Here is an 18,550-nt window from a genome sequence, read left to right as displayed (position 1 = left end):
GCTCACCATGGAGCCGGGCGTGGGAATCCACGAGGGATTGGTTTGGTGTGAGAACCCCAAGCTCTCACGGGTCCCTGCCCACCCAATGACCTGAGACCCATTTCGGCGCAAGGGTTTTCAGAGATGTGTCGGGCAGTCAGGCTGCAAGGTCCGCCAGATCATGCACACGCAGGGGTTGGCGATCGTCGAGCACGATCCAGGCCTTGAGGATCTTCTCCACGGCCCGCTGGGCCGTGGAGCCCCAGTCTTCCTCTGGAAACTCCGAATCGAGTCCGCGCGCCAGGGTACGCAGGTGGCGGCGCACGATCGACAGCAGCAGCAGGGCGTCTTCAGCCGACGACATAGAGCACCCGGCCCTCCCGGACCGAATCACCCATAGGTTGCCATAGCGACTGGCTGAGGCGTTGGGCATCTGCAGCGCCCACCACCACCAGATCCAGCCCATGCCCAAGGGTTCCGATCTGACGGAGGCAACGCTGCCAGCGCTCCGCCGACATACAGGCGAAGGACGCACTGCCGCGTGGCAATCGAGCAGCGGATCGACCCGGTTCCCCCTAAAACCGCAATCCCCAGCCGACTGGCTGGCAGGGCCTGAAGAAGGAGCAGGAAACGCTGGCGGGCCTCGAGATAACTATTGAAGAGGTGCTTGATTGACGCAAAGGTGCAGCCCGCGCGAATCAGGTGTATCCATCAGCACAACTGGCTTAATGTGGACGCAAAAGCAGGTGACACCTCCACCGGCTTTCCATAACGGAGAGGCACGTTTCCAACCTGAAGAACACATGGACTCTGGCTGACTGAAAGCAGGTCGCAAAGACCCTGATACGCCTGGTTGTTCATCTTTTCATCCAATGTCCTACTCTCAGTTGCCTGTTGATTCTGGGTCCGACGGACTCACGGAGTATCTGCTTCTCTTACGACGAGTTCCGCTGTTCACGGCATCAGAGGAAATTCACCTCGCCGCCATCGTGCAGCAATGGCTGAAGGATCCCCAGCCCACCAAAGCGCTGCGATGCAGTGCGGAGAGGGCCAGAAACCGCATGGTGTCCGCCAACCTCAGGCTGGTGGTGATGATTGCACGCCGATACAGCAATCGCCTCGAAGGCCTTCACCTGGAAATGCTCGATTTGCTGCAGGCCGGCAACCTGGGCTTGATCGAGGCCGTAGAGCGATTTGATCCGAAGCGAGGCTATAAGTTTTCCACCTACGCCTTCTGGTGGATTCGCAAAGCGATCGGCAATTGCCTAAGGGAATCGGGCTCTCCCATCCGCATCCCCGTCCCGATGATCACGTTGGTCAGCCGTGCCAGGAGGCTGCAGGCCCGCTCCGATCGGAGCCTCACAACCGGCGAGCTGGCTGCTGCGCTTGATGTGGAGGAGGAGCGCCTGGAGGCCTCGCTTCGTGCCGTTCGGCACAGCCGCATGACCTCCCTGCATCAGCCGATTGCCGGCGCGTCAGACGATCTCTGCCTGATCGATGCGATCGCTGATGAGCGTGCTCCGGTGATGGAAGAGGACTACCGCTGGTTGCGGGAACAGGTGGAAGCCCTGGATCACCGAGAGCGCCGTCTTCTGAGCTTGCGTTATGCCGAACCGGATGGTCGCTCCCTGAGCTCCACCGCAGAGGTGATGGGGCTGACCAAAGGTGTGGTTCAGAATCTGGAGCGGCAGACCTTTCGGAAGCTGCGCCGTTGTCTGGCGCCGGTTCTTGATCCCCGCACGGCCTGAGCCATGACTGCGCAACTGCGTCCTGCCGATGCTGCCGTCATCATTCATGCCAACGTCGATCAGCCCTACCGCGCCATCGTCGAGCAGATGGGCCATGGCGTGCTCACGCTCTCCAGTTCCGGAGCGGTGCACTACGCCAATCAGGCTCTGGCAGACCTGATCGGCCACGCCCGCGAGACAATTTGCGGCCAACCGTTCACCGCGCTGACGCCCTCCAGCCAATGGCCCACGGTGGAGCGATTGCGGCAGGTGTCTCCAGGCCGCACCGAACAGGCCGAGCTGGTGCTGCTGCATCGCAATGGAGAACCCGTTCTCACCCTGATGAGCAGCAGCGGCCTCCGCAATGGTGACCTCGAGACCCAGTGTCTGGTTGCAACTGATCTGAGCGGCCTGGCTCCTGTGCACCTCGATCGGGGCAGTGAGACTTATCGCAACCGGCTGTTGACCGAGGCCCTCTCGGCCTTCCTGGTGGAAATCGACGCAGATCGCTGCATCCGCTGGATCACCCCCTCGGTGCGAACCCTGCTGGGCTGGACCTCCCATCAACTGCTGGGTGGCAGCCTCGCGGAACTCCTGCCAGACGTCGATCTCCTGCCGGACTTCAATCCCGCCCAGGCCTTCGCCCTCTGCCCGGATCAGCGCAGTGTGCTGCGCCTTCGGGCCAGCGATGGCACCGACCGATGGATGCGCTGCCTCTGCTGGCCCCTGGCCGGCGAGGGTCACGCCTGCAATGGCTGGATTCTTGCGTTCCAGGATGTCGGCGCAGCAGGGAAAAGCGGCGACGGCTCTCCTCAGAGCAGCTCCCATCAGGGCAGTTCCCATCTGGGCGGCTGCCATCCGCTCGAGAGATCCCGGATCACAGGCCGTTGCTGCAACAACGCCTCGCCCCCAGAACACGGCCATCGACGGGCATCGCAGGGGGAAGCCGGCATCGGCAGCGATCGCCTCACCGGCCTGATGAACCGCACGGCACTCCTGCAACGGTTGACCCGGCTGGACCAGTCCCGCTGGCGCCGCTGCCAGCCCGTGGGGCTGGCCTGCTGGGATCTCGATGCATTCAGGCTCCTGAACCAGACCTATGGCCGCGAGGCCGGCGATCAGTTGCTGCGCTCCCTCGCCGATCGCCTGCGCCATCTGGTGCTGCCCAGCGATCTGATGGCGCGTCTGGGCGGCGATCAGCTGGTGGCGGTCTTCGCCGGCATGGGCAGCCTCGAGGAGGTGGTGCAACTGGCTGAATCGATCCGCAGAGTTCTGGCGCTGCCGCTGCCGGTGAGCGGCCACTGGATCCGGCCTCGGCTCAGCGTGGGGGTGACCCTCGAGCAGCCGGGCGACTGCCCCGAAGATCTGCTCAGCCGCACCTGCCGAGCCCTGCGCCAGGCCAAGTCCCAGGGCGGTAATCGGGTCTTTCCCGTGGCAGCACCGCCGGCAGCACCGCTGCTGAGGGCTGCCGATCCGGATCTGGCCAGCTGCTGCTGAGCCGCCGGACACATACGATTTCCCCCAGGCCTTCACTCTCTGCGCGAATGAGCTCCTACTCCTTCGATGTCGTGTCCGATTTCGATCGCCAGGAGCTGGTGAACGCCATTGATCAGGTGCGCCGCGAGGTGATCCAGCGCTACGACCTCAAAGACTCCGGCACCGAAATCGAGCTGGAGGACACCAGCCTGGTGATCACCACCGCCAGCGACATGACCCTGCAGGCGGTGGAAGACGTGCTGCGCCAGAAGGCGACCAAACGGGATCTTTCGCTCAAGATCTTCGAGTTCCAGACTCCCGAACCGGCCGGTGGAAACCGGGTGCGGCAGGTGGTGACCCTCCGCAAGGGTCTCAGCCCGGAGCTGGCCAAATCGCTGAGCAAGAAGGTGCGCGACACCATCAAGAAGGTCACCGTGGCGATCCAGGGCGAAAGCCTGCGGGTCACCGGCAAGAACAAAGACGATCTCCAGCAGGTGATCGCCCTGCTCAAGAGCGAAGATCTCGAGGTGCCGCTTCAGTTCGAGAACTACCGCTGAGACCAGACCACCCAGTCCCCAGGCCGCGGACATCAGGCTGCGGACAACCAAGCCACGCCAAGCCCTTCAATTGGCTGGGCCCCTTCCCGCTGCCACTGAGCAGGCAGTGACTGGGCAGGCGCTTGACGCGAAACTATTGGTGCGCCAAAGGGTTTCTTAAGATAATCGTTGGAAACGTCCAAGCGCAGACGGGCCCCATACCTTGAAGAGTCGGAACGTTGCGGCACGATGCGCGGACTGGCCCAGCTGCGGAAGTTACGGCTGAGCTGGTTCCTGCTCAGCCATGGCCTGGGCAGTGCCCATGATTTCGTGGATGTGCTCTACCGCATCTATCTGAATCACAGCAAGATCATCCATTTTCGTGATGGATTTCCTGTTTATTCCCTCTCCACCCCGGCACTGTTCAGCCGCCCGGCCCATCACTTCATCGCCCGCACCCTTTACCGCGGCATCCAGAATCGCAACATCCCCAATCTGATGAGTCTGGCCGTCACCGACGGCTGTAATGCTCGCTGCAGCCACTGCAGCTTTTATGAGGGCGTTGAGGATCCCGGCCGCCCGCTGCTCAACCTTGAGCAGACCCGGGATCTGATCCGGCAGGCTCAGGAGCTGGGCGTCTCGATCATCAACCTGGTGGGCGGTGAACCGCTGCAGCGACCAGATCTGAGCGAGATCATCCGCAGCGTCAACAAGGATCTCTCCACCGTGCTGCTGTTCACCAATGGCTGGCACCTGGCGGAACAGGCGGTGGCCCTGCGCCGCGCCGGCCTCGACAGCGTCTACGTGAGCCTCGATGCCGCCGATGCGGCTCGGCATGACCAGCGCAGGGGGCTGCCGGGGTTATTCGATCGAGCCCTGCAGGGGCTGCGGGCGGCACGCCGGCAGGGCTTGTCGGTGGGGATCTCGGCCACCCTCACCCCGGAGGATTATGCCGCCGGCGAACTGGAGCGGCTGGTGGAGCTGGCCCGTCAGGTCGGTGCCCACGAAGTGCTGGTCTTCGATGCATTGCCCAGCGGTCGGCTGCAGCACCGCGATGATCTGGTGGATCGCGAGGGCCATGCCGGCGGCGACGACTGGGTGGAGCGGATGATCCGCTCGGCCGATCGCTGGAATGCGGATCCCCGCTATCCAGGCGTGGTGTTCTCGGCTTACATCAGCAGCCACCGCAGTGTGGGCTGCGCCTGCGGCACCAGCTACTTCTATCTCTCACCCTATGGCGATGTGATGTCGTGTGATTTCAACCACGCCATCTTCGGCAATGCCGTGCAGGAACCGCTCTGGCGCGTCTGGCAGCGCCTCAGCGACGATCCTGATTTCCAGCGGGCCAAGTGGGGCGGCTGCAAGGTGAAGGATTCCGAGTTTCGCGCCAAACCCACGGTGCGCGGCGGTGCGGCCACCACTGTTCCATCGGTTGAGCCGTCGTCATGGTCCTGACCCCCCTGCTGCTCACCGCCTGTGCGGTGGATCGCAGCCTCACCGGTGCCGCCGCCGGCTTCGTGGCCGCCGTGATCCTGCTCGGCCTGGCGGCGCTCGTCTGGCTGGCGCGCTTCCGGGATCGGATACCGAGCCGGCTGGGTCTGATGGCCGTGGGGGTGCTGATCTTCGAGCTGTTCACCGCGCCGATGTGGCACAACGCCCACCTTGGCCGCTGGGCCTATCTGTACCAGGATGTCAGCTGGATCCTCACCTTCGGTTGGAGCGTCTTTTTCCTATTGGTGGTGGAGATCATCGACCAACTCCGGCCCCGCTGGCGAGCCTGGCGACGCTTCACCCTGCAACTGCTGGTGATCACGCTACTCACTCTGCCCCTGGAAATTCTAGTGGTGCACTTGGGCATTCGCAGCTATGCGCCCGAGGTGCTGGATGCCGTGGTGGGGGGCTTCGTGGCTGGTGTGCCGCTGCAGCTGCTGTTCTACGTGCCCGTGTTCACCTCCCTGGTGCTGAGCTTCTACAAGTATTGGTGCCTGGTGCTGGAGGATCCGTTGCTGCTGCCGATGCGGCGGATTCACTGGGGTCGGGGCCTGGGCTTGACCCTGGTGGCGGTGCTGCTGTTTGAGGTGATGGTGGAGCCCATGGTTGAAAACCGCGGGTTTCCGGCCTGGTCGATGCTCTATCGCGACATCAGTGTGTTGATGAGCGGCCTCTGGATCCTGGTGATCGCCATCACCGCCGCCGTTGTGTCGTCTTATTTTGCCCACCGTCCGATCGCTCAGAGATTCGTGCTGGCGCTGATGGTGGCCACGGCCATCGCCCTGCCGATCGAATACACCCTCTGGAGCCTGGGGATGCGGGTCTATGGAGCCAGCGCCGTGGCGAACTTCTCGGGGTTCACGATTCCGCTGCTGGGGGCTCCGATTGAAATCGCCTTTGCGATTCCCTGTTATCTGGCCCTGATCATCTGCTTCGTTCGCTACTGGGACATCGTGATCGACAACCATCTCTGAACTGCCCCATCTCTGAACGGCCCATCACTGCCCAGCCGAACTGCTCCGATCCTCCGCACTCTGGCCCGCACCACCAGTCCATGACCTCCGCCTCTCCACCGCCGCCGTCACTGCCGGGCACGCCATCCCAGCGCCCCGGACCCAGACGGCAGGCCCCATCGCTGCAAGCCGTGCTGTGGCTGCTGCTGCTGGGCATGCCGGTGCTGCTGATCGGCCTGGTAGTGATGACAGGATCCCTGGGGAATGCCGCAGGACTTCTGTTTGTTTCGGTGGTCTGCACGGCCGGAATCGGCGGGGTGTTCTGGCTTGGCCTGGCCCTGCTGATCGGCTGGATGCTGAATCTGATCCTGCCCAGCCCACTGCGGCGGCCACTGACCCTGCCAACGACGGGCAGCGACCCGGTGGTGACGCGGCTCACCACCTATGTCGGCCGTGCCCGGCAGCAGGGCATGGCACCGGAGCGGATCCGCCAGGATCTGGCCCGTGGCGGCTGGAGTCCGGTGCAGATCGAGGCGGCCCTGGCCGATTCCCGCCCCGCCGATTCCCGCCCAACCGAAGCCCAGCCATGACCGGGGTGATCCGATACCCCCTGGCGCTGCGGCTGTGGCAATACCAGCGGGAACGCTTTCCGCTGGCTAAGCATGGGCCGCTGATCCTGGTGTTCAGCAGCGCGGCCGTGGGCTACGGCGCCGCCCTGCAGGCCCGTACCGCCAGCATTCCGGCGCTGCTGGCCGGATCGGTGGTGGCCCTGCTGCTGTTTCTGCAGATGCGCATCGCCGATGAATTCAAGGACCTGGACGACGACCGCCGCTGGCGGCCCTACCGGGCCGTGCCGCGCGGACTGGTGAGCCTGCGGGAGCTGGCCGGGGTGGGGGTGGTGGCCGCGGCCCTGCAGCTGGCCCTGGTGCTGGCGATCGCGCCCACGGCTCTGGGGGCTCTGGCCGTGCTCGGGGGCTACCTGCTGCTGATGTGCGCCGAATTCGGCTGTCGCCGCTGGCTCAAGGCCCACCTGGTGGTCTACGTCTTGAGCCACATGGTGATCGTGCCGCTGCTGGCCCTGCTGCTGCTCGCGCTGCAGAGCGGTGCCGTCCAGGGCGGGGCGTTGCCGCTGGTCCCTCTGGCGCTCTATCTGCTCACGGCCTATCTGGCCGGGCTGGTGATCGAACTCGGTCGCAAGATCCGGGCACCGATCGCCGAAGAGCCGGGGGTCGAGACCTGGAGTGCCCTCTGGGGTCTGCGGCCGGCCCTGACCCTCTGGTGGTGCTGCGTGCTGGCCTCCGGCGGGGCGGCCTTTCTGGCCGCCATGGCTCTCGGGGATGGCGCGACGGCCGGCCGTGGCACCGTGGTGGCACTGGTGCTGCTGCCGCTGCTGGTGGTGCTCCGGTTGCGGCTGCGCCGGCTACCGACCGTGCTCGAAGGTGCCGCTGAGGGGGGCGCCGAACCCCTGGCCCTGGCGACAGCCGTGTGGATCCTGGCCCTCTACCTCAGCCTGGGCTGGCCTGGATGGCTGGTGGGACGCTTCTGACCATGCAGGTGCAAGGACACGCGGCCTGGTGGCGCCCCCTCGATGGAGAGCCTGAGGCCACCAGAGAACGGGAGGAGGCCCTGGCAACACAACTGGGCGGTAAAGCCGCTGCCCTGCGCCGGCTGGCAGGCCTGGGCCATCCCGTGGGGCCAGGACTTGTGATCCTGCCGGAGGCGTTCTCCCTGGCCCTGGAACCCGACCACCCCTGCCCCCGCCGCCTGCCCGACTGGCTGGAGGCCGAAATGCGCCTGGCCGTGCAACCTCTTGTACGTGATGGTGGCCGCCTGGCGGTGCGGTCTTCCGCGCCCCTGGAAGACGGGCGGCAGCGCAGCTTTGCGGGGCAATACACCTCCGTACTGGACGTCGAACCTCAGGACCTCGCTAGAGCAGTGCTGGCGGTGTGGGCCTCGGCGTTCGAGCCGTCGGTGCGTGCCTACAGCTCGGCAGCAACCTCCACCCCAACCCCCGTCACAGCGCCAGCCCTGCTGGTGCAACCGATGCGCCGGCCCCTGGTGGCCGGGGTGGCGTTCAGCGCCGATCCGCTCACCGGTCAGCGGGGCGTCACCCTGATCCAGGCGGTGGCGGGTGTGGCCGCCGATCTGCTGGCGGGAACGGCCGAGGGCGACCAGTACCGCCTCAGCTGGGACGACCGGGTCCTGGAGAGTCGCCCCCTCCAGGCCGGCCGGCCCCTGCTGGACAGGACCCGTCTGCTGGCGGTGCATCACCTGGTGCGTAAGGTCGCCCGCGACTGCGGCGCACCCCAGGACGTGGAATGGGCACTGGAGGCACCGGAGCGACCAGGGGAGCCGGAGCGCCTCTGGCTGCTGCAGGCCCGCCCGATCACCACCATCGCGCGGGTTGCGGATCCAGACGGCGTTGTGGCGCTCTGGGACAACAGCAACATCGTGGAGAGCTACAGCGGTGTCACCACCCCGCTCACCTTCTCCTTCGCCCGCAAGGCCTACACGGAGGTCTACACCCAGTTCTGTCTGTTCATGGGCGTGCCCGCCAGCCGCGTGCGCCGGCACCGGCGGGTGTTCGCCACCATGATCGGCTTCCTGGAGGGGCAGATCTACTACAACCTCCACAGCTGGTATCGGGTGCTGTCGCTGCTGCCGGGGTATGCCCTCAATGCCGCCTTCCTCGAGCAGATGCTGGGGGTGCAGCAGCCGCTGGAGCCCCGTCAACGGGAGCAGCTGCGGCTGGAGCCCCCGGTCCATCCCCTGCGGGATCTGCTGCGGCTGGTGCGGGCGAGCGGCTCCCTGCTGGGCAACTACCTCACCCTGGAGCGGCGAAAGCGCAACTTTCTGGCCCGGCTGGATCGGGTGCTGCCCGGGGCGCACGAGGCCACGGCGCTGGCGGAAGCCCGTCCGGATCAGCTGGTGGAGCGCTACCGCGCCATCGAAGCGGAGTTGCTCAACCGCTGGGATGCGCCCCTGATCAACGACTTCTATGCGATGGTGCTGCACGGCGTTCTGGGCCGCCTGCTGGAACGCTGGGGCCTCGATGCCGGCGGGGGCCTGCGCAATACCTGGATCAGCGAGATCGGATCGGTGATCAGCAGCGAACCGCCGCGTCGCATCGCCGCGATGGCGGCGCTGGTGTTGGAGTTGGACGTGGAGCGGCCTGATCTGGTGGCCCTGCTGCGCCGCGGCTCCCTGCCGGCCATCCGCCGCGCCCTGGCCACGGTGCCCGAGCTGGAAGCTCCGCTGAACGACTACCTCGCCGTGTTCGGCGATCGCTGCCTGGAGGAGCTCAAACTTGAGAGCCTCACCCTCAACGACGATCCCCTGCCGCTGCTGCGCACCCTCGGGGCCGCTGCTGCTTCTGCGGCTGCGCTGACGGCGCGACGCCAACAGGGATCTTCCTCGGGACCGGCCGCTCCACGGGCGCAGGCCTCGGCATCGATCCAGCCAGCGCTGGCCCTGCGCGGGCCCCAGCGCTGGCTGCTGTTCGCCCTGCGTCGCCAGCTGCGGCGGTTGGTGGCAAACCGAGAGAACCTGCGCTTCGAACGCACCCGCGTGTTCGGCCTGGCCCGTCGCCTGCTGCTGGAGCTGGGCCGTCGCCTGGCCGCCCTCGATCGGCTCGATCGCCCCGAGGATGTGTTCTTCCTGGAGGTGGACGAGGTGATGGCGGTGGTGGAGGGCAATGGCACCACCACAGACCTGCGCGGCCTCGTGGCCATGCGTCGCGCCGAATGGCAGCGGCACTGCCGTCAGCCGCCCCTACCGCGGCGCTTCGAAACCCGGGGCCTGCCTGCTCTCGACCTGCCACCGCCTCCGGAGAAAGCCTCTCCCAGCAGCGATCCCAGGGATCCGACGGCAGAATCAGCCGCAGAACAAGTGGCAGCATCCAGCGCTGAAGCCCAGTGGCAGGGCACGGCCTGTTCCCCCGGGCGCGTGCGGGGCCGGGTGGCGCTGGTGAGCAATCCCCGGGCCTGGCTGGATGGTCCGGGGGCCACCGCCAACGAACCGCGCATCCTGGTGGCCGCCTGCACCGATCCGGGCTGGGTGCTGCTCTTCTCCCAGGCCTGTGCCCTGCTGGTGGAGCGGGGCAGCGTGCTCTCCCATGTGGCGATCGTGGCGCGGGAGCTGGGGCTGCCGATGGTCACCGAGCTCGCCGGCCTCAGCGCCCTGCTGCAGAACGACGACTGGCTGGAGATCGATGGCGGCAGCGGGCTGGTCCGCCGCTGTGATGGCCCTGATGCCGGCAGTGCCGCAAGCAAGAGTGCCGGTCTCGGGGCCACTGAGCCCGGCACCTATTGATGGGGCCAAGGATGTCCCGCTTGCTGTACGGCCAATGCTGGGAGGATGCCGATCGGCTGGTGGAGGCCCTGGCGCCCCTGCAGGGGTGCCGCGTGCTCTCGATCGCCTCCGGCGGCGAGAACAGCCTGGCCCTGCTCGCCGAAGGGGCCAGCCAGGTGGTCGCCATCGACCGCCATCCCGCCCAGATCGCCCTGCTTGCCCTCAAGGCCGCGGCCTACGGCTGCCTGGATCCGGGCGAACTGCTGGTGTTCCTGGGGGCCTGGGAACAACCTGAGGAGCCGGCGGCCAGGGACCTGACCGTCGCAGAGCCGCAGGTGCTGTCTGCGTCCGTGGGATTCCACCGGCTGGAGCTCTACCGGCGCTGCCGCGAGCGCCTCGATGCTGGCTCCCTGCGGTTCTGGGACCAGCAGCCGCAGGTGATCGCGGCGGGGGTGCTGCAGGCCGGACGCTTTGAGCGCTACCTGGCCCGCTTCCGCCGCTGGATCGTGCCCCGTCTGGCGGATCCGGCCGGCTGGCAGGCGCTGCTGCAGGGGCTGAGCCCGGAGGAACGCAGTGCCTGGTTCCAGCGCCGCTGGCAGAGCCGCGGCCAGCGGCTGCTGCTCCATCTGGTGTTCTCGCGCCTCCTGCTGGGCGGACTGGGCACCAGCCCGCAGCAGGTGCTCTACGGCAAGGGCTCCCAGAGCCGGCACCTGGTGGAGCGCCTGCGCCATGCCCTGATCGCCCTGGATCCCGCCGAGAATCCCTACCTGCACTGGATCCTTTTGGGCCGCTTCGGTGCCCATCTGCCCCGGGCCCTGCGGCCCGAGCTGGTGCTGCGGGTGCGTAGCAACCTGGCGGCGCTCCGCCTGCAGACCACCTCTCTGGAGGCGTTCCTGGCCTCGACCCAGCCAGCCGAGCGCTTCGATCGGTTCAACCTCAGCAACCTCTTCGACTACCAGTCGCCGCGAGCCACGGCGGAGCTGCTGGGCGCCCTGCGCCGCAGTTCGGCTCCCGGCGGCCGCCTGGTCTGCTGGAACCGCCACGCCGACCGCGACTGCCGCCTGGCGCCGCCGGCAAGCTGGCAGGACCAGACGGACCTGGCGGCGGAGCTGCACCGGCGCGATCGGGTCTTCTTCTACAAGCGCCTGGTGGTGGCGGACGCCAGGATGGACTGGAGCCTGGCCGGGGAGGTCTGCGATCAACGCCGCCGTCCTGCCGCTTGATCCCGGCCCTGCTGCAGCGCCTGGCACCCATCCCCTGGCTGCCAGCCCTCTCCTGGCCGGCGACGAGGCCTGGCGGGTGGTGGTGGATGGCCGGGAACGGGCCCGCTGCACCCTCTGGTTGCGCCACACCCCGGCCCTGGCCGGCGGGCGGCTGGGCACCATCGGCGCCCTGTCTGGCCCTGATCCGAGCCCCATCGACCAAATCGCCGCCGATGGTGCCACCACCGATCTCGCTGCTGATCTCGCAACCGATCTCGCCGCCGCCCGCACCCTGCTTGATCACGCCTGCCGGCGCCTAGAGACGCAGGGCTGCACCGAGGTGCTGGCCCCGATGAACGGCAGCAGCTGGCAGCCCTACCGCTGCCGCGAGGCAATCGCCCCGGACGTTGGAGCCCGTGACCCGCTGCCAGGTTTCGCGGGCGAGCCCCTGCCCGGCCCCGAATGGATCGCGCCCCTGAGCGCCTGCGGCTTCCACGTGCAGCAGCGCTACCACTCCTTTCTCTGCGACGACCTCAACCAGCGGCGGCGGCGCGGCCGGCCCGCCCGCCTGGAGACCCTGCGGATCCTCAGAGCCTCGGAGCTCGAAGCGACGGCCGGGCTGACACAGGTCCAAGCTCTGCTGCCCCAGGTCCATGGCCTGCTGCATCGGGCCTTCCAGCGGCAGCCCTGGTTTCTGCCGCTGCCCCTCGACACCTTCTGCCAGCTCCAGTACGGCGGCCTGGCCAGCGTCGATCCCGACAGCAGCCTGCTGGCCTTCGCCGGCGAGCAGCTGGTGGGTCTGCTGCTGGCCCATCCCGCCGATGCCAGCGGCACCACCCTGGTGATCCGCACCCTGGCGGTGCTGCCGGGCCGACCCTGGGCAGGGCTGGGGAGGCTGCTGCTGGAGCAAGCCCACGCCGCGGCCCTGCAGCGGGGCTTCCGGCGGGTGGTGCATGCGCTGATGCTGGAAGGCGGCGCCGGGCAGGCCCTGAGCCGGCACTACGCTCGCCCCCTGAGGAGTTATGTGCTGCTGGGCCGCCGCCTCGGCCCCGGCCGGGGGGAGTGATCGGCATGGTGCATCAGCCCGCATCCGGCTGGCGGTTCTGGATCGACCGGGGTGGCACCTTCACCGATGTGGTGGGCCGCGATCCCCAGGGCCAGCTGCACGTCTCCAAGGTGCTGTCGGTGCAGCCCCATCGCCATGGCGATCCCGCCGTGCGGGCCCTGCGGCAAATGGCAGGGCTGGCGGAGCAGGCGCCCATCCCCGCCGGCTTGATCGACGAGGTGCGTCTGGGCACCACCGTGGCCACCAATGCCCTGCTGGAGCGCTGCGGCCAACCGGCGGTGCTGCTGATCAACCAGGGCCTCAGCGACCTGCCCTGGATCGGGGATCAGCACCGGCCGGATCTGTTCGCGCTGCGCATCGTGCGACCCGAGCCCCTGCTGGAGCGGGTGATCGCCGTGGAGGGGCGACTCACGGCATCGGGAGCGGAGCTTCGGCCCCTGCGCCTGAATGCGCGGCTGGACGAGGAGCTGCGTGCCGCGCTGGCAGCGGGCATTCGCGGCTGTGCGGTGGCCCTGCTCCACAGCGTGCGCAATCCCGACCACGAGTTGCGGCTGGGGGCCTGGCTGGAGCAGCTCGGCTTCGATCCTGTGGTGCTCTCCCATCGGCTCAGCCCGCAGCCACGGCTGCTGCCCCGCTGCCAGACCAGCCTGGCCGAGGCCAGCATCGGACCGCTCCTGGGCGCCTATCTGGCCCAGGTGGAGGCGGCCCTGGGCACCGCGACGCGCCTGCGGGTGATGCAGTCCAGCGGGGGCCTGGCCGCACCACGCCAGCTCCTCGCCAAGGACACGATCCTCTCCGGGCCCGCCGGCGGCATGGTGGGCGCCGTGCGCGTGGCCGAGGCGGCGGGGCTGGGGTCGAGCCCGATCGTGGGTTTCGACATGGGCGGCACCTCCACGGACGTGTTCCACTTCGATTCCGGCCGCGGCGCCCTGGCCTGGGAGCGGAGCGCCGAGACCGAGATCGGCGGCCTGCTGCTGCAGGCGCCGCGGCTGCCGATCCACACGGTGGCCTCCGGTGGCGGGTCGGTGCTCCACTTCGACGGCGAGCGGCTGCAGGTGGGGCCCCGCTCGGCGGGCGCCGATCCGGGTCCGGCCTGCTATCGCAACGGCGGCCCCCTCACGGTGACCGACGCCAACCTGCTGCTCGGTCGCCTGAAGGTGACGCACTTCCCGGCGGTGTTCGGCGTCGATGGCGACCAGCCCCCCGATCGGGGCGTGGTCGCGGAAGGATTTGCGGCTCTGGCGGCCGCCATGGGCGCCTCCTGCATGGGTACGGCCTACACGGCCGAAGCAGTGGCCGAGGGCGCACTGGCGGTGGCGATCGAGCGGATGGCGGACGCGATCCGGCGCATCTCGATCCAACGCGGCCATGACATCCGCCAGGCGGTGCTGGTCTGCTATGGCGGTGCCGGCGGTCAGCATGCCTGCCGTCTGGCGGAGGCCCTGGAGGTGCGCCGGGTGCTGCTGCACCCCCTCGCCGGCGTGTTGTCGGCCTATGGCATGGGTCTGGCCGAACAGCGGCAGTTGCTGCAGAGGAACCTGCGGCAGCCCCTCGATGCCGCCCTGCTTGAGGCACTGCCCGGCCACGTGGAGCAGCTGCTGACCCAGGGCCGGGCCCAGCTCGAGGCCGCTGGCGATTCCCTTGAGGATCTGGCGGTGGAGGTGCAGCTGGAGCTGCGGCTGCCTGGCAGTGAACAGGGGCTGCGGCTGGGCTGGCCCAACGACCTGGCTGGGCTGCGGCGCAGCTTCATGGCCGCCCACCAACGGCGGTTCGGCTACATGCCCAGCGGCACGGCCAGCGCAAGAAAAGCCTCGGAGGAGCCGTTGGAGGAGTTGTTGGAGAAGTCGAACGCCTCTGATCTGCCCCTGATGGTGGAGCTGCTGGAGCTGGAGGTGGTGAGTGGTCGGGATGCCCGCGCTCGAAGCGGCCCAGGCCAGCCTCCAGAGGAGTCCGAGTCAACAACGGAGCCCCATCCAGGACCTGATCGGGACACAGACCTCGCGCGGCTCTATCTGCCGGCAAAGGGCTGGTGCCACGTCCCCCTGCTGCAACGCCACCAGCTGAAGGCCGGCAGTGACCTGAACGGCCCGGCCCTGATCGCCGAAACCACCGGCATGGTGGTGCTCGAACCTGGCTGGTCGGCCCGGGCCCTGGCCGGGGGTGAGTTGCTGCTGCAGGCGATGGATCTCCCCTCGCCAGCCACGCAAGGTTCGGAAGTCGCCGCCGGCTATCCGGCGCCCGCCATCCCCGAGGGAATGCCCAGTTCAGCTCCCGATCCAGTGCGTCTGGAGCTCTACAACCACCGCTTCGCCGCCATCGCCGAGCAGATGGGGGTGCGCCTGCAGCAGACCAGCCAGTCGGTGAACATCCGCGAGCGGCTCGACTTCTCCTGCGCCCTGTTTGATCACCAGGGCCGGCTGGTGGCCAATGCCCCCCACATCCCGGTGCATCTGGGCTCGATGGGCGCCAGCGTGCTCAGCCTGCTGCGGGCCGTGGCTGAGGGTCGCCTGCCGCCCCTGCGCCCCGGCGATGCGATCGCCAGCAACGACCCCTACGACGGTGGCACCCATCTGCCGGACATCACCGTGGTGACGCCGGTGTTCCCTGCGGCAGGGGGCGGAGCCGCACCGGTCCTGTTCGTGGCCTGCCGCGGCCACCACGCCGATGTGGGGGGCATCACACCGGGATCGATGCCGCCCTTCAGCCGCAGCATCAGCGAGGAGGGCTTGCTACTGCGGAACGTGCCGGTACTGACGGGCGGCCGCTTCGATCGAGCAGCGTGGGAGGAGCGACTGGGCAGCGCGACACCACCGGTGCGCAACCCCGGCCAGCTGCTGGCCGATCTGCAGGCCCAGGTAGCGGCGAACCAGCTGGGGGTGCAGGAGCTCCGGAGCCTGATCGAGCGGGAGGGGCTGCAGGAGGTGCAGGCCTACCTGGGGCACGTGCAGGCCAATGCTGCAGAGGCGGTGCGCCGCCTGCTGGAGACCCTGCAGGGCGGTCAGCACAGGGTCGAACTCGATCACGGCGGCCAGATTCAGGTGGCGGTTCGGGTCGATCGGCAGGCCCGCCGGGCCGTGGTGGATTTCAGCGGCACCTCACCCCAGCAGCCCGACAATGCCAACGCGCCCCTGGCCGTGACCCGGGCCGTGGTGCTCTACGTGTTCCGCTGCCTGGTGGGTGAGGAGATTCCGCTCAACGAGGGTTGCTTCGAGCCCCTGGAGATCGTGGTGCCACCGGGATGCCTGCTCCATCCGCAGCCGCCCGCCGCGGTGGTGGCCGGCAACGTGGAAACGTCCCAGGCGGTGGCCAATGCCCTGTTCGGCGCCCTGGGCGTGATGGCGGCAGCGCAGGGAACGATGAATAACCTCAGCTTCGGCAACGACCGCTGCCAGTACTACGAAACCATCTGTGGCGGCACCGGCGCCGGCATCGATCGCAAGGGGCGGGGCTTCGCCGGAGCGGCGGCGGTGCAGAGCCACATGACCAACTCGCGCCTCACCGATCCGGAAATCCTGGAAGACCGCTACCCGGTGCTGCTGGAGCGGTTTGCGATCCGCCGCGGCAGCGGTGGTGCCGGCCGCTGGCCCGGCGGGGATGGGGTGGTGCGCGAACTCCGCTTCCTGGAACCGATGACCGTGTCACTGCTGAGCGGCTCGCGGCGGGTGCCGCCCTTCGGCCTGGCGGGCGGGCAGCCGGGTCGCTGCGGTGCTGATCGGCTTTGGCGTGCCGATGGGAGCCAGGAGATGGTGGCGGGTTGCGCAGAGCTTGCTGTGAAGCCAGGCGATCGGCTGGTGGTGGAAACTCCGGGCGGCGGCGGCTATGGCGCCATGGAGCAGGGAGACGTCTGATGCCCCGCTCGCCCGGGCCTGCCACCCGTCACTACCTCGGAGACGGCAACCGCCGATCCCACCTCCGAGGCGGCATTCGCCCATCGATCGGAGTTCTGGCGGCGGCAGGCGTCTTGGCCCTTCTGAGCCCATCCCTTGGCTCCGCTTCAGCCCTTGACCATTCGCCCAGGCCAGGAGCTGCAGTTCCAGACTCGCCCCAGCCGGCCGCCGCCGATCTGCAGGAACGCCAGCAGCGGTTTCATCCGCTCTGGTCGCCCAGAGGTGTGGTGGCCAGCCAAGACCGCCTCGCCTCGGAAGTGGGTGCCGAGACCCTGCGGGCCGGGGGCAATGCGGTGGATGCGGCGGTGGCCACGGCCTTCGCCCTGGCGGTGACTCTGCCCCAGGCCGGCAACCTCGGCGGTGGTGGCTTCCTGGTGCTGTGGTTACCGGGAGCATCGCCGGCGGCAAGCCGCCGCTGCCCGCTGGAGCGCGATCCCGAGCTTCGTCTGGGGGGTGGCACCGCCGTGGCGGTGAACTTCCGCGAAAAGGCGCCACTGGCGGCCCGGCCCGATCTGTTCCTGCGCCCTGATGGCACGGTGGATCGGCAGCGAGCCACCCGCAGCCTGCTCAGCACCGGCGTGCCCGGCACGGTGGCGGGCCTGACCCTGGCCCAGCGCTGCTATGGCCGCCTGCCGCTGCGGAGCGTTCTGGCACCAGCGATCGCGTTGGCCAGGGGGGGCTTTCGGGTCAGCCGGGTTCTGAGCGATTCCCTCGCCGCCGCAGCTCCGCTGCTGCAGGCCGATCCCACCTCCCGGCGCCAGTTCTTTGTGACATCCGCCCCGACCTCGGCCGTGCCCGATACGGCGCCACCAAGTCCCTTGGCGCCGGGGGAGCTGCTGGTTCAGCCGGACCTGGCGGATACCCTCCGCCGCATCGCCTCTGAAGGGGAGCGCGGCTTCTACCGGGGCCCCGCAGCCGAGAACCTGGTGGCATTGATGCTCCAGCGCGGTGGCCTGATCCGCCACGACGATCTGCAGTCCTATCGAGCCCAGCTGGTGCGGCCGCTCACCAGCGAGTTCCGCGGCGCCACCGTATTGACCCAGCCGCCCCCCAGCAGCGGCGTGACCCTGCTGCAACTGCTGAAGCTGCTCGAACCGCTGGATCTCGAAGCCAGCGGCCTCAATGGCGCCGCCACGATCCACCCGATGGTGGAAGCGATGAATCTGGCCTACCGCGACCGCAATGCCCTGCTCGGTGATCCCGATCAGGTGGACGTGCCCCTGGATCGGTTGCTCGATCCGGCTCGCCTCGCCGCCCAGAGGCGCAGCATCGACCGGCGGCGGCACCGGCCCGCGGCGGAGCTGACGGCCGAACCAGCCCTGGGCCGGGAGGGAACCAACACCACCCACTTGTCCGTGGCAGACGCCCAGGGCGGGATGGTGGCGCTCACCACCACGCTCAACTTCGCCTATGGCAACGGGGTGAGCGTGCCGGGCTCCGGCTATCTGCTCAACAACGAAATGGACGACTTCACCGCCCTGGCCGGTGCGGCCAATGCCTTCGGGCTGCGGCAGGGGACGGCCAATGCGATCGCGCCGGGCCGGCGGCCGCTGAGCTCGATGAGTCCCACCCTGGTGTTCCGCGCCAATGGACAACCCTGGCTAGCCACGGGAACACCCGGCGGCAGCCGCATCATCACCACGATTCTGCAGGTGCTGCTTAACCGCCTGGTGTTCGGGCTCAACCTCGCCGGTGCGGTGGCCTCACCGCGGTTGCACAGCCAGCTCTGGCCCGATCAGATCAGCCTGGAGCAGGGATTCAGCCCAGATACCCGCCGTCTGCTCGAGAGGCTGGGCCATCGGTTGGAAGCGGCGGCGGCGATGGGATCGGCCAACAGTGTGGAGGTGGTGCCCCAGGCAGCCGGTGGCGGCAGCCTGGGAGTCGCGGATCCGCGCCGCGCCGAAGGAGCCGCTGTGGCGGAGTGAAGGCCCAGGGCCGCTGGC

14 protein-coding genes are annotated in these 18,550 nt (G+C 68.3%); 12 read left to right on the top strand and 2 right to left on the bottom strand.

The genetic code is table 11. The annotated features are described in order from the left end of the window. Positions 1 to 136 precede the first annotated feature (136 nt). Positions 137 to 343: a hypothetical protein gene (locus tag KQ310_RS09195; protein ID WP_259721448.1), complete on the bottom strand. Its 207-nt coding sequence runs from the start codon at positions 341 to 343 to the stop codon at positions 137 to 139. Continuing rightward, positions 330 to 497 (bottom strand): hypothetical protein, encoded by a 168-nt coding sequence (locus tag KQ310_RS09190; RefSeq protein ID WP_259721447.1) that lies wholly within the window; start codon positions 495 to 497, stop codon positions 330 to 332. Before KQ310_RS09190 ends, KQ310_RS09195 begins: the two co-directional genes overlap by 14 nt. Before the next feature lie 543 nt (positions 498 to 1,040). Here KQ310_RS09190 and KQ310_RS09185 point away from each other — a divergent pair. The 12 genes from KQ310_RS09185 (at position 1,041) to ggt (ending at position 18,532) form a co-directional block, all read left to right on the top strand. Then, entirely contained in the window at positions 1,041 to 1,727 is a 687-nt protein-coding gene (locus KQ310_RS09185) for a sigma-70 family RNA polymerase sigma factor (RefSeq protein WP_259721446.1), read from the top strand. Between the two features lie 3 nt (positions 1,728 to 1,730). Further along, positions 1,731 to 3,203, top strand: a complete 1,473-nt coding sequence (locus tag KQ310_RS09180; protein WP_259721445.1) for a sensor domain-containing diguanylate cyclase — start codon at positions 1,731 to 1,733, stop codon at positions 3,201 to 3,203. Positions 3,204 to 3,250: 47 nt separating this feature from the next. Further along, positions 3,251 to 3,739, top strand: coding sequence for a YajQ family cyclic di-GMP-binding protein (locus tag KQ310_RS09175; RefSeq protein WP_259721444.1), 489 nt, complete (start codon positions 3,251 to 3,253; stop codon positions 3,737 to 3,739). A 228-nt stretch (positions 3,740 to 3,967) separates the two neighbouring features. Further along, entirely contained in the window at positions 3,968 to 5,173 is a 1,206-nt protein-coding gene (locus KQ310_RS09170) for a radical SAM/SPASM domain-containing protein (RefSeq protein ID WP_259721443.1), read from the top strand. Continuing rightward, positions 5,164 to 6,183, top strand: a complete 1,020-nt coding sequence (locus KQ310_RS09165; RefSeq protein ID WP_259721442.1) for a hypothetical protein — start codon at positions 5,164 to 5,166, stop codon at positions 6,181 to 6,183. Before KQ310_RS09170 ends, KQ310_RS09165 begins: the two co-directional genes overlap by 10 nt. An 80-nt stretch (positions 6,184 to 6,263) precedes the next feature. Then, entirely contained in the window at positions 6,264 to 6,752 is a 489-nt protein-coding gene (locus KQ310_RS09160) for a hypothetical protein (RefSeq protein ID WP_259721441.1), read from the top strand. Next, positions 6,749 to 7,708, top strand: a complete 960-nt coding sequence (locus tag KQ310_RS09155) for a hypothetical protein (RefSeq protein WP_259721440.1) — start codon at positions 6,749 to 6,751, stop codon at positions 7,706 to 7,708. Before KQ310_RS09160 ends, KQ310_RS09155 begins: the two co-directional genes overlap by 4 nt. Positions 7,709 to 7,710: 2 nt before the next feature. Next, entirely contained in the window at positions 7,711 to 10,473 is a 2,763-nt protein-coding gene (locus KQ310_RS09150; RefSeq protein ID WP_259721439.1) for a PEP/pyruvate-binding domain-containing protein, read from the top strand. Between the two features lie 11 nt (positions 10,474 to 10,484). Then, positions 10,485 to 11,675, top strand: a complete 1,191-nt coding sequence (locus KQ310_RS09145) for a BtaA family protein (protein WP_259721438.1) — start codon at positions 10,485 to 10,487, stop codon at positions 11,673 to 11,675. A 76-nt stretch (positions 11,676 to 11,751) separates the two neighbouring features. Further along, positions 11,752 to 12,720 carry a GNAT family N-acetyltransferase gene (locus KQ310_RS09140; protein WP_259721437.1) on the top strand — a complete coding sequence of 323 codons (969 nt, stop codon included), beginning with the start codon at positions 11,752 to 11,754 and terminating at the stop codon, positions 12,718 to 12,720. A gap of 5 nt (positions 12,721 to 12,725) precedes the next feature. Then, positions 12,726 to 16,568: a hydantoinase B/oxoprolinase family protein gene (locus KQ310_RS09135; protein ID WP_259721436.1), complete on the top strand. Its 3,843-nt coding sequence runs from the start codon at positions 12,726 to 12,728 to the stop codon at positions 16,566 to 16,568. Next, a complete protein-coding gene (gene ggt, locus KQ310_RS09130) occupies positions 16,568 to 18,532 on the top strand; it encodes a gamma-glutamyltransferase (RefSeq protein WP_259721435.1) in 1,965 nt (654 codons plus the stop codon). The genes KQ310_RS09135 and ggt overlap by 1 nt, the downstream gene beginning before the upstream one ends. Positions 18,533 to 18,550 lie beyond the last annotated feature (18 nt).

The sequence above is a fragment of the Synechococcus sp. CS-1328 genome (assembly GCF_025128095.1).
In the GTDB taxonomy this organism is placed as follows: domain Bacteria; phylum Cyanobacteriota; class Cyanobacteriia; order PCC-6307; family Cyanobiaceae; genus CBW1002.
This window is presented reverse-complemented; position numbering and strand designations above follow the sequence as displayed.